Here is a 16589-nt window from a genome sequence, read left to right as displayed (position 1 = left end):
CGGTGCCCGTGGCTAGAGTGTCCGCCGTGACCGCTGCCGATCCAGGCCTTGCCGACAGGGCGGCGACCGGACCCCCTCCCCCGCTCCCGCGGACCAAGGACCGGTGGCCCGGGCCGCGCCCGTTCGTGTGGGCGCCGAGGGCGCACACCGTCGAGGTGGTGCTGCCCGCCACGGGCGAACGGCTCCCGCTGCGCCTCGTGGGCGCGCACGAGCCCGGCTACTGGCGCGCCGACGCCGAGCTGTCGGCCGGCACGGACTACGCGTTCTCGATCGACGGGGCCACCCCCGTGCCCGACCCTTGCAGCACCTGGCTCCCGCACGGGGTGCGCGGGCCCTCCCGCGTGCTCGACCCCGACTTCCCCTGGACCGACGCCGCATGGCGCGGGACGGACCTCGACGTCGGCGCCCTCCTGCGCGTCGACGTCCCCACGTTCACCCCCGAGGGCACGCTCGACGCGGCCGCCGACCGGCTGGGCGAGGTCGCGGACGCGGGCGTCGTGGGCGTCGAGCTCTCCCCCGTCGCCGCGTTCGACGCCGACCTCGGCCCCGCCGCGGGCGTCCGCCTGTTCGCGGTGCACGAGCCGTTCGGCGGCCCCCGGGCGCTCCAGCGCTTCGTCGACCGCGCGCACGCGCACGGCCTCGCCGTCGTGCTCGACGCCCCGCACCGGTGGGCCGTCGCCGACGGGCTGGGCCTGCACGCCTTCGGCCCCTACGCGACGGGGTCGCGGATCGGCCCCCGCACCGGGGCCCGGCCCGGGCCCGCCGGCTCGGACAGCCCGCGGCTCAACCTCGACGGCAGCGGCAGCCGCGGCCCGCGCGACTTCCTCGTGGCGGACGCCGAACGGTGGCTGCGGGACTTCCACGTCGACGGGCTGCTGCTCGACGTCGAGGCGCTCGTCGACCGGTCCGCGATGCCGTTCCTGGGCGAGCTCGCGGAGGACGTCCACCGGCTCGGCGAGCAGCTCGGCCGCCGTGTCGCGCTGCTCGTGGACGGTCCGGGCCGCAGCGACCGGCTGACCACCGTCGTGCACGACATCCTCGCCGCGCCCGGCGACGACGACCGCGCCCAGGACCTGCGGCGCCTCGCGCAGGACGTCTTCCCGCCCACGACGTCCCCCTGGCGCCCGCCGAGCCTCCGGCGCGCCCACCGGGCCACCCAGCGCGCGTCCTCGGTGCTCGTGCGGGACCTCACGCGGTTGCCGGCGGCCAACCGCTCCGTGCCCTGGACCCCCGACGCGCTCGACGCGGACCTCGCGGCGGCGGGGGTCACCGACGACGACCGCGCCTGCCTGCTCACGTTCGCGATCCTCGCCGGCACGCCGCCGGTGCTCGACACCGAGCACGTCCCCGTCCCGGCGCGGGACGCCCGGTCGCGGAGGCTCGTCGCCTGGACCCGGACGCTGGTCGGTCTTCGGCCGGCCGCCTCCGCGGACCGCGACCTCCCCGTGGAGGTGCGCACGGACGGGACGACGCTGCTCGGCCGCCGCGGCCGCACCGCCGTCGCGCTGGTCACCGGGACCGAGCCCGCCTCCCTCGACGTCGCGGGCCTGCCGGAGGGTACCCGGCTCGTCGCTGCCTGGGACCCCGCCCGGACCACCTACGCGGAGGGCACGCTCTCGCTGCCGCCGCGGTCGCCGGCCGTGCTGCACACGGGCCCCGTCGACCGGTAGCAGCCGGGCGCGCACGGCGCCCGGGACGCCGGGCTAGACCGCCAGGCGGCGGCCCTCCTCGGCGAGGGCGCCCAGGCGCGACAGCGCCCGGAAGTACTTCTTGCGGTAGCCGCCGCGGAGCATCTCGTCGGTGAACAGGTGCTGCCCGGAGTCGCCCGCCAGCAGCACCGGCACGTCGCGGTCGTAGAGCCGGTCGACGAGCACGACGAGGCGCAGCGCCACCTCCTGGCGCAGCACGGGCCGCACGCCGGTCAGCGCCACGAGCTCGACGCCGTCGAGCAGCGCGCCGTACCGGCTCGGGTGCACGGTGGCGAGGTGGGCGAGCAGGTCCTCGAACCCGTCGAGCACGGCGCCGGGGTGGGCGGCCGCGGCACGGGCCACGACGTCCTCGGCCAGCGGCGCCGCCTCGGTGACCACCGCGCGGTGCCGGTAGTCCTCGCCGTCCACGCGCAGCACCTCGAAGCGCGAGGAGAGCGCCTGGATCTCGCGGAGGAAGTCCTCGGCCGCGAACCGGCCCTCGCCCAGCGCCTCGGGCAGCGTGTTCGACGTCGCGGCGAGGGCGACGTCGCGGTCGGCGAGCTCGCGCAGCAGGCGCGACATCAGCACCGTGTCCCCCGGGTCGTCCAGCTCGAACTCGTCGATGCACACGAGCCGGCGGGTGGCGAGCGCCTCGACGGTCGGGAGGAAGCCGAGGGCGCCCACGAGGTTCGTGTACTCGACGAACGTGCCGTACGCGACCGACCCCTCGCCGAGCGCGGCGGTGACCTCGTGCGCCAGGGACGTGAGCAGGTGCGTCTTGCCCACGCCGAACCCGCCGTCCATGTACACGGCGGGCACCGCCCGGCGCCGGCCGAACAGGGCCTTGAGGCCGGAGGCGCGCGCCGCGGTGATCTCGCGGGCCACCTCCTGCAGCCGGGCGGGCACCGTCGTCTGGCTCGGGTGCGCGGGGTCGGCGCGGTAGGTCGAGAAACGGGCCTGCGCGAAGTGGCGCGGCGGCACGAGATCGGCGAGCAGCCGGTCCGGCGAGACGGTCGGGCGCACCGCCGACAGGGAGGGCACCGCGCCCTCCCGAGCATCGGGGGTCGGGGGCGTCGCGGGGCCGTCCTGCGTGAGCGTCACGACCGTCAAGGCTACGCCGCGTCAGTACGCTGGCCGTTGTGAGATCTGCCACGACGCCGCTCGACCTGCTGGTCCCCGGCCCCGAGCACCTGCCCGCGGACCCGGCGGAGCCACGGCTCACGTCGCTCCACGCCGTGCCCGCCGGCACCCCGCACGTCCGGGCCAACATGGTCGCCACCGTCGACGGCGCGGCCTGGGGCGCCGACCACCGCTCCGGGTCGATCAACGACGACGCGGACTGGCGGGTCTTCCGCGTGCTCCGCGCCGCGGCGGACGTCGTGCTGATCGGCGCCGGCACCGCACGCCACGAGGGGTACACCGCGCTCGACCGCCCGGCGGGGCTGCCCGCCGCGAGCGACCGGCCGCTGGAGCTCGCGCTCGTGTCGCGGTCGGGCCGCGTGCCCCAGCTGCTCGCCGACGGCGACCGGCCGCCCCTGATGATCACCGGCGCCACCGGGGCCCGGACGGCGGCGCGCCTGCTGCCCGCGGACCGCGTGCTCGAGGTGCCGTCCGCGCACGACCCGGACGACGTCGACGTCCGCGCCGGCCTCGCCGCCATCGCGGCGCGCGGGCTGGCGCGCGTCCTGTGCGAGGGCGGGCCGACGCTGCTCGCCGCGTTGCTCAGGGACGGCCTCGTCGACGAGCTGTGCGTCACCACCAGCCCCCGCGTCGTCGGGCCCGGCCCGTCGCGCATCGTCGCCGCCCCCGCGAGCGGACCGGGCGCCGCCCCGGCCGCGGGGGTCCCGACGACGCCACCGGTGCCGGCCAGGCTCGGGCACCTGCTGCACGCCCCGGGCACCGGCACGCTCCTCGCCCGCTGGCTGCTGCGCTGAGGCACTGGTCACGTCCGCGCGGGAAGGGCCGTCCTGACCTCGCGGACGGGGACCCGGATGACTACGGTGCTGGCATGCCGACGACCATCATCCTCACCGAGGACGCGCTCACCGACGCCGATGTGCAGCACATCGCGGACCTGCAGACCGAGCAGCCGGAGAGGTACCGGGTCCTCGTGCCCGAGGACACGGACTCCGACGTCGTCTCGGCGATCATCGACCACCTGTGGAGCGGCGAGCTGCGCGAGGCCGGCGAGGACCTGGTCGGCCGGGAGCCCACGCCGGACGAGGCGAAGGTCACCGCGGCCGACCGGCTCGAGCGGTCCCTCACGCTGCTGCGCGCCACCGGGGTCGCCGCCGACGGCGAGGTGACCGCGGAGGACCCCGTGCCCGCGCTCGCCGCGGCGGTCAGCGCCGAGGGCGGGCCCGACGGCGTGCAGGGCGTCGTCGTGGTCACCTACCCCCACGTGGTCGCGGACACGCTCCGGCGGGACTGGGCGTCGCGCGCCCGGCAGAAGCTGCGGGCGCCGGTGCTGCACCTGTACGCGGGCACCAGCGAGATCGGCGACTGACGACGCACGACGGGCCCGCACCCCGTGGGGTGCGGGCCCGCGTCGTGCCCGGACGCTGCGCGCGTCAGAACCCCGTGCCGGTGGGCTCCGGGTACCACTGCCGGAACTTGCGCACCTGGTTGACCTTCGCGGCCGCGACGTAGGCGCGGCGCTTGGCACCGCCGTCCGCGGCCCAGTAGGCCAGGGGGTGCGCGGTGTCCGGGGCGAGCCGGCGCACCTTCGCCCGCAGCCCGTCCTCACGGACGTACCGCAGCAGCAGGCTGGTCGGCAGGATGGAGTAGAGCACCTCGCGGCTCACGACGACCGGCTCGAGGGCCACGCCGTCCACGTGGTCGGCGACCACGAACCGCGCCACGTTCGCGCCCGCGGCGGTCACGTAGTAGTTGTTGCGGCCGATGCGCGGGTTCACCTCGAAGAACGCGAAGCGCCCGTCGCGCGGGTCCACCTTGATGTCGAAGTTGGCGAAGCCGCGGTAGCCGGTCGCCGCCAGGAACGCGCGCGCCTGGTCGAACATCGCGCCGAGGTCGCCCGTGATCATGGCCGCCGGGTTCCCGAGGCCGTTCGGCGTGTGCTCCTCGAGCAGCACGTGCGCCCCCGCCATGAGGGTGGCCACGCCCCGCCCGTCGACGTACGCGGTGATGGAGCGCATCTGGGTGTCGTCGCCGGGCACCAGCTCCTGGGCGACGAACCGGCCGCGGAAGCCGGCGTCCCGCAGGCGGCGCCACAGGTCGTCGAGCTCGGCCTGCGTGCCAATCTCGAACACCTTGCGCTTGCCGGGGAACTCGACGTCCTGGTAGTCCGCGCTGCTCGCCGCCTTCGCGATGAGGGGCCAGCCGACGTCGACCGGCACCGGCCGCCACGACGGGTCGTCGGCGCCGGCGAAGTCCTGCACGATCGTGCGCGGCACGGCGATGCCGACCTTCTCGGCGAGCTCGGCGAAGGTCGCCTTGTCGCTGATGTCGTCCAGGAGCTCCTCGTCGAGGAACGGCACGACGTAGCCCGCGCCCTCCAGCTCGCCGCGGTGGCGGACCACGGTGCGCACGAGCCAGTCGGAGTTGGCCAGGAGCAGCAGGCGGCGACCGGGGTCCGCCGCGAGCGTCTCGGCGGCCACCTCGAGCGCGGCGTCCACGAGCCCGCGCTCGTCGTGGCTGTCCTCGACCTGCACGGTGCGCAGGATGCGGGAGTCGGCGATCGGGCCGGGCACGAGGCCCGAGATCACCGTCGACGTCACGCCGTACAGCTCGTGGAACGCCCGCCCGAGGGCGTACACGCCGATGTCGCCGCCGAGGATGACCGGCGCGAGCTCGGGCCGGGGCTCGGGCGCGGCGGTGCGGCTCATGCGCTCACCCGGCCGGACGCGCCGTCCGGCGTGTTGGTGGCGTGCACGCGCCGCAGCTCGTCCAGCGGGTAGTGCTGGCGGTACTTGCGCCAGTGGTTGACCAGCGCGGTGAGCACGTACAGCCGGCGGCGGGGCGAGGAGTCCGCCTTGTAGCGCAGCGGGTGCACGGTGCGGCGCGCCTTCATGAGCGCGACCACCCGCGCGCGCAGCGCCGGGTCCAGCACGTACTGGCGCAGCAGGTGGTGCGGCACGACGGCGTAGAGCACCTCGCGGTCGGCCGTCACCGGCTCGCGGCGCACGCCGTGCACCACGTCGTCCACGAGCACCTCGGCCACGTTCTGGCCGCCCGCGGTGACGTAGTAGTTGTTCCGCCCGATCCGGGGGTTCTGCTCGAAGAACTTGAACACGCCGTCGCGCGGGTCGAGCTTCACGTCGAAGTTCGCGAAGCCCCGCCATCCGGTGTGCTCGAGCAGCCGCTGCGCGGCGTCGAGGATCGGGTCGATCCGCTCGACGATCATCGCCGACGGGTTGCCGCGGGTGGCCGGGGTGCGCTCCTCGAGGAGCACGTGGGCCGACGCGCGCAGCGTCACCCGCCCGGAGCTGTCCGCGTACGCGGTGACCGAACGCATCTGCGTGTCGTCGCCCGGGATCATCTCCTGGACGAGGAACCGGCCGCGGAAGCCTGCCTCGCGCAGGGAGATCATCAGCCGGTCGAGCTCGGCCGGGGTGGCGATCTCGAAGATCTTCTTCTTCCCGGGGAACGTCACGCCGTGGTAGTCGGCGCTGCTCGCCGGCTTCGCGATCACCGGGAAGTCGAAGGCGACGGGCGCCGGCTGCCAGCCCGCGTCGTCGGCCCGCGCGAAGTCCTGGATCACCGTGGCCGGCGTGGGGATGCCGAGCTCGGCGCACGCGGCCGCGAACTCCGCCTTGTCGGAGATGCGGTCGATGAGCGCGACGTCGGCGAAGGGCACGACGTACCCCGCGCCCTCGAGCTCGGCGCGGTGGTGCACGAGCGTGCGGACGGCCCAGTCCATGTTGGTGAGCGCGACGAGCCGGTCCCGCGAGCCCGTCTGCGCCTGCGCGGCGGCGTGCTCGCGCAGGGTCGCGACGATCTGCTCGGGCTCGCTGCCGGACAGGACGACGTCGATGATGCGGGAGTTCGCGATCGGGCCGGGCTCGGCGAACGCGACCACGGTGGTGCGGACGCCGTACCGCTCGTGGAACGCCCGGGCGAGGGCGTACACGCCGATGTCGGACCCGACGATGACCGGTCGGAACCCGGGAGCGGCCGCGGGTGCTCCCGCGGCCGGGGTGCTGGGGGTGCTCACGGTGGCGTCAGGCCTCCTGCTCGGTGCGGTCGCCGGACCACTCGGTGTGGAACGTGCCGTCGCGGTCGGTGCGGCGGTAGGTGTGGGCGCCGAAGAAGTCGCGCTGCGCCTGGATGAGCGCGGCGGGCAGCCGCTCGGCGCGGACGCCGTCGTAGTAGGCGAGCGACGACGAGAACGCCGGCGTGGGCACCCCGTTGAGGGCCGCCTGCGCGACGACGCGGCGCCAGGCCGAGAGGCCGTTCGCGACGGCGTCGGTGAAGTACTCGTCCGCGAGCAGCAGCGGCAGGTCGGCGTCGCGCTCGTAGGCCTCGGTGATGCGGTTGAGGAAGCGCGCGCGGATGATGCAGCCGCCGCGCCAGATGCGGGCCATCGCGCCACGGTCGACGTCCCAGCCGTACTCGGCGGAGGCCGCCGCGATCTGGTCGAAGCCCTGCGAGTACGCGACGACCTTCGAGGCGTACAGGGCGAGGCGCACGTCCTCGACGAACGCCGCGCGGTCGGTGACGTCCCACGAGCCGGCGTCGGCGGGCAGCGCGGCGCGGCCGGCCTCGCGCTGGGGCACGGAGCCCGACAGGGCGCGGGCGAACGTCGCCTCGGCGATGCCGGTGATCGGCACGCCCAGGTCGAGGCCGTTCTGCACGGTCCAGCGGCCGGTGCCCTTCTGCTCGGCCTGGTCGAGCACGACGTCGACGAACGCGCTGCCGGTCGCGGCGTCGACGTGCTGCAGCACGTCCGCCGTGATCTCGATGAGGAACGACTCGAGGTCGCCGGTGTTCCAGTCGGCGAAGATCTGGCCGATCTCGGCGGCGGACGCGCCCAGGCCCTGCTTGAGCAGGTCGTAGGCCTCCGCGATGAGCTGCATGTCGGCGTACTCGATGCCGTTGTGCACCATCTTGACGAAGTGGCCGGCGCCGTCGGGGCCGACGTAGGTGCAGCAGGGGGTGCCGTCCACCTTCGCGGAGATGTCCTCGAGGATCGGGCCGAGGCTCGCGTAGGACTCGCGGGTGCCGCCGGGCATGATCGACGGGCCGTTGAGCGCACCCTCCTCGCCGCCGGAGACGCCGGTGCCGACGAAGTGGAGGCCCTTCTCGCTCAGCGCCTTCTCGCGACGGATCGTGTCGGGGAAGTGCGCGTTGCCGGCGTCGACGACGATGTCGCCCTCGTCGAGCAGCGGGAGGAGCTCGTCGATCACGGCGTCCGTGGCGGCGCCCGCCTTGACCATGATCACGACCTTGCGCGGCCGCTCGAGGGACGCGACGAAGTCCGCCATCGACTCGGACGGCACGAAGTCGCCCTCGTGACCGGCGTCCGCGACGAGCGACTCGGTCTTCGCGTACGACCGGTTGTGCACCGCGACCGTGTACCCGTGCCGCGCGAAGTTGCGGGCGAGGTTGCGGCCCATGACCGCAAGTCCGGTCACGCCGATCTGGGCACGAGCTGTCATCGTTTCCCTGCTTCCGTCGATTCTCGGTCGGTCGGGCGTCGTCGGGAGGCGGCGACGAAGGCGCGCCCGCCCCGGCCCGGGGAGCCGGGTCCAGCGTAGTCGGCGCCGCGCGCGAGGTGTACGGACCATCACGATCCGGACACGACCGGAGGTCCCCGCCGCGTCGCTTCCCCGACCGGAGGCCCGGGCGCCGTACGGTGGCAGGCGTGACCGGCGACCGCACGGGCGACTCCAGGCAGGACCCCAGGCAGGCGCCCGCCCCGTTCGCGGCCGCGCTGGCGTCCTTGCGCGAGCGGCGGCTGCGCGGCGAGGTGCACCTCGCGGAGATCCCCGGGCCCACGCGCATCGCCCCGTGGTCGGTCGCCCTCGAGGGCGAGGTGGCGGAGCCCGACGGCGACGAGGTCGCCACGGGCCGGTTCGTCGTCCTGCACGATCCCGAGGGCCAGGAGACCTGGCAGGGCACGTTCCGCGTCGTCACGCTGGTGCGCGCGACCCTCGAGCCCGAGCTCGCGGCGGACCCGCTGCTCGCGGACGTCGCGTGGACCTGGGTGACCGAGGCCCTCGACGCCGCCGGGGTCGAGGCGCTGGCGCTCGGCGGGACCGTCACCCGCGTGCTCTCCCAGAGCTTCGGAGCCCTCGGCGCGACGCCCGACGCCGTCGACCTCGAGATCCGCGCCTCGTGGACCCCGACCGACACCGCCCTCGGCGTCCACCTCGCGGTCTGGGCGGACCTCATGGCGACCGCCGGCGGCCTCCCGCCCCTGCCCGACGGCGTCACCGCGCTGCCCACGCGACCCGGGGGTCGCACCCACGGCCCGACCCGGCCCCCGTCGCGACCGAATACCGTGGGGCCATGAGCTCAGCAGTCCCCCCGTCCGCCGCCGCCGACGTCGTCCCGCTCACCGAGCCCGCGGACGGGGTCGGGCGCGTCGTCGACACGCCGGCCGCCTTCGACCGCGTCGTCGAGCGCTTCGCGGGCGGCACGGGGCCCGTCGCCGCCGACGCCGAGCGCGCCTCGGGGTACCGCTACGGGCAGGCCACGTACCTGGTGCAGCTGCGCCGCGAGGGTGCCGGCACCGCCCTGCTCGACCCGGTCGCGCTGCCCGACCTCTCCCCGCTCGGGGCCGCCGTGGGCGACGCCGAGTGGGTGCTGCACGCGGCCTCCCAGGACCTGCCGGGGCTGGCCGAGCACGGGCTGCACCCGGCGCGGGTCTTCGACACCGAGCTCGCCGCGCGGCTGCTGGGCCTCGAGCGCGTGGGCCTCGCCGCGGTCGTCGCCGAGCTGCTCGGCCTGGGCCTGGCCAAGGAGCACTCCGCGGTCGACTGGTCCACGCGCCCGCTGCCGGAGGACTGGCTGCGCTACGCCGCGCTCGACGTCGAGGTGCTGGTGGACCTGCGCGACCGCCTCTCCGAGCGGCTCGACGCGGCCGGCAAGGCCGAGTGGGCGGCACAGGAGTTCGAGGCGGAGCGCACCGCCGCTCCCCCGGCCCCGCGCCTGGACCCGTGGCGGCGCACGTCGGGCACCCACACGCTGCGCGACCGGCGACAGCTCGCCGTGGTGCGCGGCCTCTGGCAGGCGCGCGACGCCAACGCCCGGACCCGGGACGTGTCGCCCGGGCGCGTCCTGCCGGACCGCGCGATCGTCGCTGCCGCCCGGGCCATGCCCCGCACCGTGCCGCAGCTCGTGGCGCTGCCCGAGTTCGCCGGCAAGGCCACGCGCCGCCGCGCCCCGGCGTGGCAGCAGGCGATCGACGAGGCGCTCGCGCTGCCGGACGACCGGCTGCCCAGCCACCGCGGCCCGCGCACGGACGGCCCGCCCCAGCCGCGCACCTGGGCGGACCGAGACCCCGTCGCAGCCCGCCGCCTGACGGGCGCCCGCGAGCTGCTCGGCACGATGTCGGGCGATCTCCACGTCCCCGTCGAGAACCTGCTGCAGCCGGACGCCCTGCGCCGCCTGTGCTGGACGCCGCCGGACCCCGTCCGCGCGGCGGAGATCGCCGAGTTCCTGCGGGGCCGTGGCGCCCGGCCGTGGCAGATCGACCTGGTCGCGGTCCCCCTGGAGTCGGTCCTCGCCGAGGCCTGAGCCGGGCGGTCCGACGGCGGCGCGGCAGGTGCTGATACGGCGTCTCACGATGGTCTATCCTCGTTACCGGTACTCGCGGTAGCGTGTACCTCGGTGCCGGCCCCACGCGGGTCGAGCCCCGAGAGCGGCGTCGCTCGTCGGACGCCGAAGTCCCGACCATCGTCAGTGGATGGAGCTGCCATGACCACCCGGAACCCGGCCCGCCGCGCGCTGCGCGACGTCGTCTTCGTCGAAGGCGTCCGCACGCCGTTCGGCAAGGCCCGCCCCGACGGCCTGTACGCCGAGACGCGCGCGGACGACCTCGTCGTCAAGGCGGTGCGCGAGCTGCTGCGCCGCCACCCCGAGCTGCCGGGCGAGCGGGTGGACGAGGTGGCCATCGCCGCCACCACCCAGCAGGGCGACCAGGGCCTGACGCTGGGCCGCACCGTCGGCATGCTCGCCGGCCTGCCGACCACCGTGCCCGGCTTCGCCATCGACCGCATGTGCGCGGGCGCGATGACCGCCGTCACCACGACCGCCGCCGGTATCGCGACCGGCAGCGCGGACGTCGTGGTCGCGGGCGGCGTCGAGCACATGGGGCGCCACCCGATGGGCTTCGACGCCGACCCCAACCCGCGCTTCCTCTCCGAGCGCCTGGTCGACCCCGAGGCCCTGAACATGGGCGTCACCGCCGAGAACCTGCACGACAAGTTCCCGCACCTGACCAAGGAGCGCGCGGACGCCTACGCGGTGAACAGCCAGGCCAAGTACGCCAAGGCCCTGGCCAACGGCGACGTCGGCCCGGAGCTCGTCCCCGTCGCGGTCCGCTCCGCCGAGCAGGGCTGGGGCCTCGCCACCGCCGACGAGCTGCCGCGACCCGGCACCACCGTCGAGGGCATCGCGAACCTCAAGACGCCGTTCCGCCCCGGCGGCCGCGTCACCGCGGGCAACGCCTCTCCGCTCACCGACGGCGCCACGGCAGCGCTGCTGGCGTCCGGCGACACCGCCGCCGAGCTGGGCCTGCCCGTCGCGATGCGCCTGGTCTCCTCCGCCTTCGCCGGCGTCGACCCGTCGATCATGGGCTACGGCCCGGTCCCGGCCACCGACCGGGCGCTCGCCCAGGCCGGCCTGACGATCGACGACATCGGCCTGTTCGAGATCAACGAGGCCTTCGCCGTCCAGGTGCTCAGCTTCCTCGACCACTACGGCATCGCCGACGACGACGAGCGCGTCAACCCGTACGGCGGCGCCATCGCCATGGGCCACCCGCTGGCCAGCTCGGGCGTGCGCCTGATGATGCAGCTCGCGCACCAGTTCGCGAAGCACCCCGAGGTCCGGTACGGCATCACCACCATGTGCGTGGGCCTCGGCCAGGGCGGCACGGTGATCTGGGAGAACCCGCACCACGCCGACTACTCGGGCCACACCACCGCGACGGACGAGGAGAACTGACCCGCATGACCGACAACTCCACCGCCGGCGTCCGCGCCGAGCGCGTCACCCACTCGCGCGTCCGCGACGTCGAGCTCCCGGGCGGCGCGGGCACCCTCGCGCTCGTCACCCTCGACAACGGCCTCGACCACACCAAGCCCAACACCCTGGGCCCCGACGGCATGGCCGAGCTCACCGCGGCGCTCACCGCGCTGCAGGAGCGCGCCGGCCGCGGCGAGATCGCCGCCGTCGCCGTCACCGGCAAGCCCTACTTCCTGGCCGCCGGCGCGGACCTCCTGCAGGTCTCCACCGTCACGTCGCACGAGCAGGCGCTCGAGCTCGGCCGCTCCGGGCACGCCGCCTACGAGCTGCTGCACACGATGGGCGTGCCCACCTTCGCGTTCGTCAACGGGCTGGCGCTCGGCGGCGGCCTCGAGGTCGCGCTCAACTGCGACTACCGCACCGTGTCCTCCGACGCCCCCGCGCTCGGCCTGCCCGAGACCGGTCTGGGCCTCGTGCCCGGCTGGGGCGGCGCCTACCTGGTGCCGCGCCTGGTCGGCATCGAGAAGGCCGTCGACGTCATCCTCACCCGCCCCGCCACGCAGAAGCCGTTCAAGGCGGCCGAGGCCGCGCAGATCGGCCTCGTGGACCAGCTCTTCGAGGCGGCCGACTTCCTCGAGCAGTCGATCCTGTGGGCCTCGCGCGTGCTGCGCGGCGACCTCGAGGTCCCGCGCCGCGACCTGGACCCGCAGCCCGTGTGGGACGCGGTCGTCGCGGCCACGCGCCAGCGGCTCGACGCCGTCGTCGCGGGCTCGCGCCCCGCGCCCGGGCGCGCCCTCGACCTGCTCGCGGCGGCCCGCACGGCCAGCCGCGAGGAGGCCTTCGCCGCCGAGGACCAGGCGCTGGCCGACCTCATCATGTCCGACGAGATGCGCGCCAGCGTCTACGCCTTCCAGCTCGTCTCCGGCGGCAAGAAGCCGGTCGGCGCGCCCGACAAGAGCCTCGCCCGCCCCGTCACCCGCGTCGGCATCGTCGGCGCCGGCCTCATGGCCGCGCAGATCGCGCTGCTCGTCGCCCAGCGCCTCGGCGTGCCCGTCGTCATGCGCGACCTGGACCAGGAGCGGGTCGACAAGGGCCTCGGCTTCGTCCGCGCCACCGTCGAGAAGCTGGTCGGCCGCGGCCGGATGACGCCGGAGGCCGCCGCGCGCATCGTCGCGAGCGTGCACGGCACCACGGACATCGGCGAGTTCGCGTCGTGCGACGTCGTCGTCGAGGCCGTCACCGAGGTCATGGGCCTGAAGAAGAAGGTCTTCGCCGAGCTCGAGGGCATCGTCTCCCCCGAGACGGTCCTCGCGACCAACACCTCCGCACTGTCGGTCACCGAGATGGCCGCCGACCTCCAGCACCCCGAGCGCGTGGTGGGCATCCACTTCTTCAACCCGGTGGCCCAGATGCCGCTGGTCGAGGTCGTGCAGGCCACGGAGACCTCCGACGAGGCGCTCGCCACCGCGTTCGCCATCACGAAGAAGCTGCGCAAGACGGCCGTCCTGGTCGCCGACCGCCCCGGCTTCGTGGTCAACCGCCTGCTCGTGCTCGTCATGGGCAAGGTCGTCGAGGCGATCGAGAACGGCACGTCCGTCGAGGTCGCCGACACGGCCCTCGCGCCGCTCGGCTTCCCGATGCCCACCTTCGAGCTGTTCGACCTCGTCGGGCCCGCGGTGGGCCTGCACGTGCTCACCTCGCTGCGCGAGGACCTCGGCGACCGGTTCCCGACGTCGCCGGGCCTGGAGAAGCTCGTGGCCGACGGCACGCGGGTCGTCCTGGACCGCCCGGCCCCCGGGCTGCCGAAGCCGGTGGACCCGGCGATCCAGTCCGTGTTCGGCGAGGCCCTGCCCGCTGGCACGACGGGCCGCCAGGGCACTCCGGTGCTCGACGCCGCCGGCGTCCTCGACTCGGTGCTCACGGCGCTGACCGTCGAGGTGGGCCACATGCTCGACGAGGGCGTGGTGGCCGGGCCGCAGCAGATCGACCTGTGCATGATCCTCGGCGCCGGGTGGGGCTTCCACACCGGCGGCATCACGCCGTACCTGGACCGCACCGGGTACTCCGAGAAGGTCCTCGGACGCCGGATCCTGCCGGACGGCGTCGCGAACGTCCCCGAGGCCGTCGCCTGACACGCCCTCCTCGGTGACCCGAGCCGCACGGCTCACGATGCACCGGTGGCCCGGTCCCGACCTCGGGACCGGGCCACCGGTGCGTGGTCGCTACGCCGCGTCGTGCGCGGCGCGCCGGACCGCCTCGACCGTCCGCGCGACGTCGTCCTCGTCCGTCGACCAGTTGCTCACCGACACGCGCAGGATGTCCCGGCCCTGCCACCGCGAGCCCGAGATCCACGTCTCGCCGTCCGCGACGAGCCGCTCGCCCGCGGCCCGGGTGCGGGCGTCGTCGGCGAGCGCGAGGCACACCTGCGTGTAGACGACGTCGTTGACGACCCGCACGCCGTCGATACCCGCCACACCCTCGGCGATCCCGCGGGCGCGACGCGCCAGGCCGCCGACCAGCGCGGCCAGGCCCTCGCGACCGAGCGAGCGCAGGGCGGCCCACGTGGGCACCCCGCGGGCACGACGGGAGAGCTCCGGCGCCTTGTCGTACGGGTTGCCGGGGCCCGGGGCGTCCACGAGGTACGCGGTGTGCACGCCGAACGCCGCGCGGACGGCCGCCGGGTCGGCCACGACGGCCACGCCGCAGTCGTACGGCACGTTGAGCGTCTTGTGGGCGTCGGTGGCCCACGAGTCCGCGGCCTCGAACCCGCGCACGAGGGGCGCGAGCTCCGGCGCGGCGGCGGCCCAGAGGCCGAACGCGCCGTCGACGTGCACCCACGCGCCGTGGTCGTGCGCGAGCGGGACCGCCTCGGCGAAGGGGTCGAACGACCCGGAGTGCACGTTGCCGGCCTGCAGGACGACGATCGTGGGCGCCCCGGCGGGGCCGTCCGCGAGCGCGGCGGCCAGGGCGTCGGTGCGCAGCCGACCCTGGTCGTCGGCCGGCACGACCGTCGGCACGCCGAGACCGAGGTACCGCAGGGCGAGGTCGACGGAGTCGTGCCGCTCGGCGCCGACCAGCACGCGCACGGCCGGCCCGCCGGTCAGGCCCCGGTCGTGAACGTCCCACCCCGCGCGGGCGAGCACCGCCCCGCGCGCCGCCGCCAGCCCCGTGAAGCTCGCCGTCGTCGCACCGGTGACGAAGCCCACGTCGGAGCCGGAGGGCAGGCCGAGCGCGTCCAGCACCCACCGCCCGGCGGCCTCCTCGACCGCGACGACGCCCGGTGTGGCGAACCGCATCCCGGCGTTCTGGTCCCACGCGCTCACGAGCCAGTCGGCGCCCAGCGCCGCGGGCAGCGTGCCGCCCATGACCCAACCGAAGAACCGCCCCGACCCGATCGCCATGAGCCCCGGCTCGACCCGGTCCACGAGCTCGTCGACCACCGCGTCGGGCGCGAGCCCGCGCTCGGGGAGCGGACCCGCGAGGGTCCGTCCGACGGTGTCCGCGTCGGCCCGCGGCGGGACGGAGCGTTCTCCCACGCCGTCGAGCCAGGCTCGTGCGTGGTGCGCGGCGCGGTCCAGCGCGCCGTCGAAGTCCTTGCCTCGCACGGTCATCCGGGTGCTCCTTCGCGACCGGCCTCGGGCCTCCCAGCGTACCGAGGGGCCGGGGGCCACGCCCCGGGCCGCGACCGTCCCGCCGGGGGAAACTTCCGGCGGCGGCCGGGCGCGTGTGACACTTCCCCGATGAAGCGGACCATCGGGATCGAGGAGGAGTTCCTCCTGGTCGGAGCGGACGGGCGTCCCGTGGCGCGGGCGTCCGAGGCGCTGGACGCGGCGGAGGTCGACGGCGCGCCGCAGGCCTCGGCGCAGACCGGCGGTGGGGCGCTCGAGACGGAGTTCATGGAGGAGCAGCTCGAGACGGCGACGCACCCGCGCAGCGACCTCACCGAGCTCGCGGCCGAGATCCGCGCCGGTCGGGAGCGCGCCCAGACGGCGGCCGACCGGGTCGGGGCGCGCGTCGCGGCACTGGCCACGTCCCCGTGGCGGTTCGAGGGCACGACGGTGGCGCGGCTGCGCTACCTGGAGGCGCGTGCGGCGTTCGGCCTCACGGCCCGCGAACAGCTGACCAGCGGGTGCCACGTGCACGTCGCGGTCGCCGACGACGCCGAGGGCGTGGCCGTCCTCGACCGCATCGGGCCGTGGCTGTCGGTGCTGCTCGCGCTGAGCGCGAACTCCCCCTTCTGGCAGGGCGAGGACTCCGGGTTCGCGAGCTACCGCTCGCAGGTGTGGGCCCGCTGGCCCACGTCCGGGCCCGCCCGCTCGTTCGGCTCGCCGGAGGCGTACCGGCAGGCGGTCGACGACCTCGTCGCGACGGGCACGATCCTCGACCAGGACATGGTCTACTTCGACGCCCGGCTGTCCTCCCGCTACCCCACCGTGGAGGTCCGGGTCGCCGACGTCTGCCTCGACGCCGACACCGCCACCCTGCTCGGCGCCCTCGCCCGCGGCCTCGTCGAGACCGCGGCGCGCGAGGCGACCGACGGCCTCGCCGCGCCGGTGCTGCGCCCCGAGCTGCTGCGCACGGCCGCGTGGCGGGCCGGTCGGTCGGGGCTGGCCACCGAGCTGCTGTCGCCCCGCACGTGGCGGCCCGCGCCGGCGCACGACGTCGTCGGGCAGCTCGTGGCGCACGTGCGCGAGGCGCTGGTCGACGCCGGGGACCTGGACGCCGTCACCGAGCTGCTCGGACGGCTGT

The 16589-nt window shown here is 75.5% G+C and carries 13 protein-coding genes; 8 read left to right on the top strand and 5 right to left on the bottom strand.

What is annotated here, in order from left to right:
- The first annotated feature begins 26 nt into the window (after nt 1–26).
- A complete protein-coding gene (locus ACFU5J_RS20550) occupies nt 27–1670 on the top strand; it encodes a hypothetical protein (RefSeq protein ID WP_430579961.1) in 1644 nt (547 codons plus the stop codon).
- 33 nt (nt 1671–1703) lie between these two features.
- On the opposite strand, the gene zapE is transcribed toward ACFU5J_RS20550, so the two are convergent.
- Entirely contained in the window at nt 1704–2789 is a 1086-nt protein-coding gene (gene zapE / locus ACFU5J_RS20545; protein WP_430575893.1) for a cell division protein ZapE, read from the bottom strand.
- A gap of 38 nt (nt 2790–2827) precedes the next feature.
- Here zapE and ACFU5J_RS20540 point away from each other — a divergent pair, with 38 nt between their 5' ends.
- Both ACFU5J_RS20540 and ACFU5J_RS20535 read left to right on the top strand, forming a co-directional pair.
- Entirely contained in the window at nt 2828–3622 is a 795-nt protein-coding gene (locus ACFU5J_RS20540; protein WP_430579960.1) for a dihydrofolate reductase family protein, read from the top strand.
- Between the two features lie 74 nt (nt 3623–3696).
- A complete protein-coding gene (locus ACFU5J_RS20535; protein ID WP_430579959.1) occupies nt 3697–4194 on the top strand; it encodes a hypothetical protein in 498 nt (165 codons plus the stop codon).
- A gap of 64 nt (nt 4195–4258) precedes the next feature.
- Here ACFU5J_RS20535 and ACFU5J_RS20530 read toward each other — a convergent pair whose 3' ends face one another.
- The 3 genes from ACFU5J_RS20530 to gndA are packed head-to-tail and all read right to left on the bottom strand — an operon-like array spanning nt 4259 to nt 8305.
- Nucleotides 4259–5533, bottom strand: a complete 1275-nt coding sequence (locus tag ACFU5J_RS20530) for a hypothetical protein (RefSeq protein ID WP_430579958.1) — start codon at nt 5531–5533, stop codon at nt 4259–4261.
- Nucleotides 5530–6861, bottom strand: a complete 1332-nt coding sequence (locus ACFU5J_RS20525; protein ID WP_430579957.1) for a hypothetical protein — start codon at nt 6859–6861, stop codon at nt 5530–5532. The genes ACFU5J_RS20530 and ACFU5J_RS20525 overlap by 4 nt, the downstream gene beginning before the upstream one ends.
- A 7-nt stretch (nt 6862–6868) precedes the next feature.
- Nucleotides 6869–8305, bottom strand: coding sequence for an NADP-dependent phosphogluconate dehydrogenase (gene gndA / locus ACFU5J_RS20520; protein ID WP_430579956.1), 1437 nt, complete (start codon nt 8303–8305; stop codon nt 6869–6871).
- A 206-nt stretch (nt 8306–8511) separates the two neighbouring features.
- Here gndA and ACFU5J_RS20515 point away from each other — a divergent pair, with 206 nt between their 5' ends.
- From ACFU5J_RS20515 to ACFU5J_RS20500, 4 genes are all read left to right on the top strand, one after another.
- Nucleotides 8512–9162 (top strand): DUF3000 domain-containing protein, encoded by a 651-nt coding sequence (locus tag ACFU5J_RS20515; protein ID WP_430575899.1) that lies wholly within the window; start codon nt 8512–8514, stop codon nt 9160–9162.
- Nucleotides 9159–10388, top strand: coding sequence for an HRDC domain-containing protein (locus ACFU5J_RS20510; protein ID WP_430579955.1), 1230 nt, complete (start codon nt 9159–9161; stop codon nt 10386–10388). The genes ACFU5J_RS20515 and ACFU5J_RS20510 overlap by 4 nt, the downstream gene beginning before the upstream one ends.
- Before the next feature lie 180 nt (nt 10389–10568).
- The gene (locus ACFU5J_RS20505; RefSeq protein ID WP_430575901.1) at nt 10569–11819 is read left to right on the top strand and encodes a thiolase family protein; all 1251 of its coding nucleotides are present in this window, start codon (nt 10569–10571) and stop codon (nt 11817–11819) included.
- 5 nt (nt 11820–11824) lie between these two features.
- Complete coding sequence (locus ACFU5J_RS20500; protein ID WP_430575902.1) at nt 11825–13972, top strand: 3-hydroxyacyl-CoA dehydrogenase NAD-binding domain-containing protein; 2148 nt, start codon at nt 11825–11827, stop codon at nt 13970–13972.
- A 90-nt stretch (nt 13973–14062) separates the two neighbouring features.
- On the opposite strand, the gene ACFU5J_RS20495 is transcribed toward ACFU5J_RS20500, so the two are convergent.
- Nucleotides 14063–15451: a pyridoxal phosphate-dependent decarboxylase family protein gene (locus ACFU5J_RS20495; RefSeq protein ID WP_430579954.1), complete on the bottom strand. Its 1389-nt coding sequence runs from the start codon at nt 15449–15451 to the stop codon at nt 14063–14065.
- 129 nt (nt 15452–15580) lie between these two features.
- Between ACFU5J_RS20495 and ACFU5J_RS20490 the strand changes: the two genes are divergently transcribed.
- On the top strand, nt 15581–16589 hold a 1009-nt coding region (locus ACFU5J_RS20490), incomplete at its 3' end, for a glutamate--cysteine ligase (protein WP_430579953.1).

It is taken from the genome of Isoptericola sp. NPDC057559, from assembly GCF_042801555.1.
Lineage (GTDB): Bacteria > Actinomycetota > Actinomycetes > Actinomycetales > Cellulomonadaceae > Isoptericola.
This window is presented reverse-complemented; position numbering and strand designations above follow the sequence as displayed.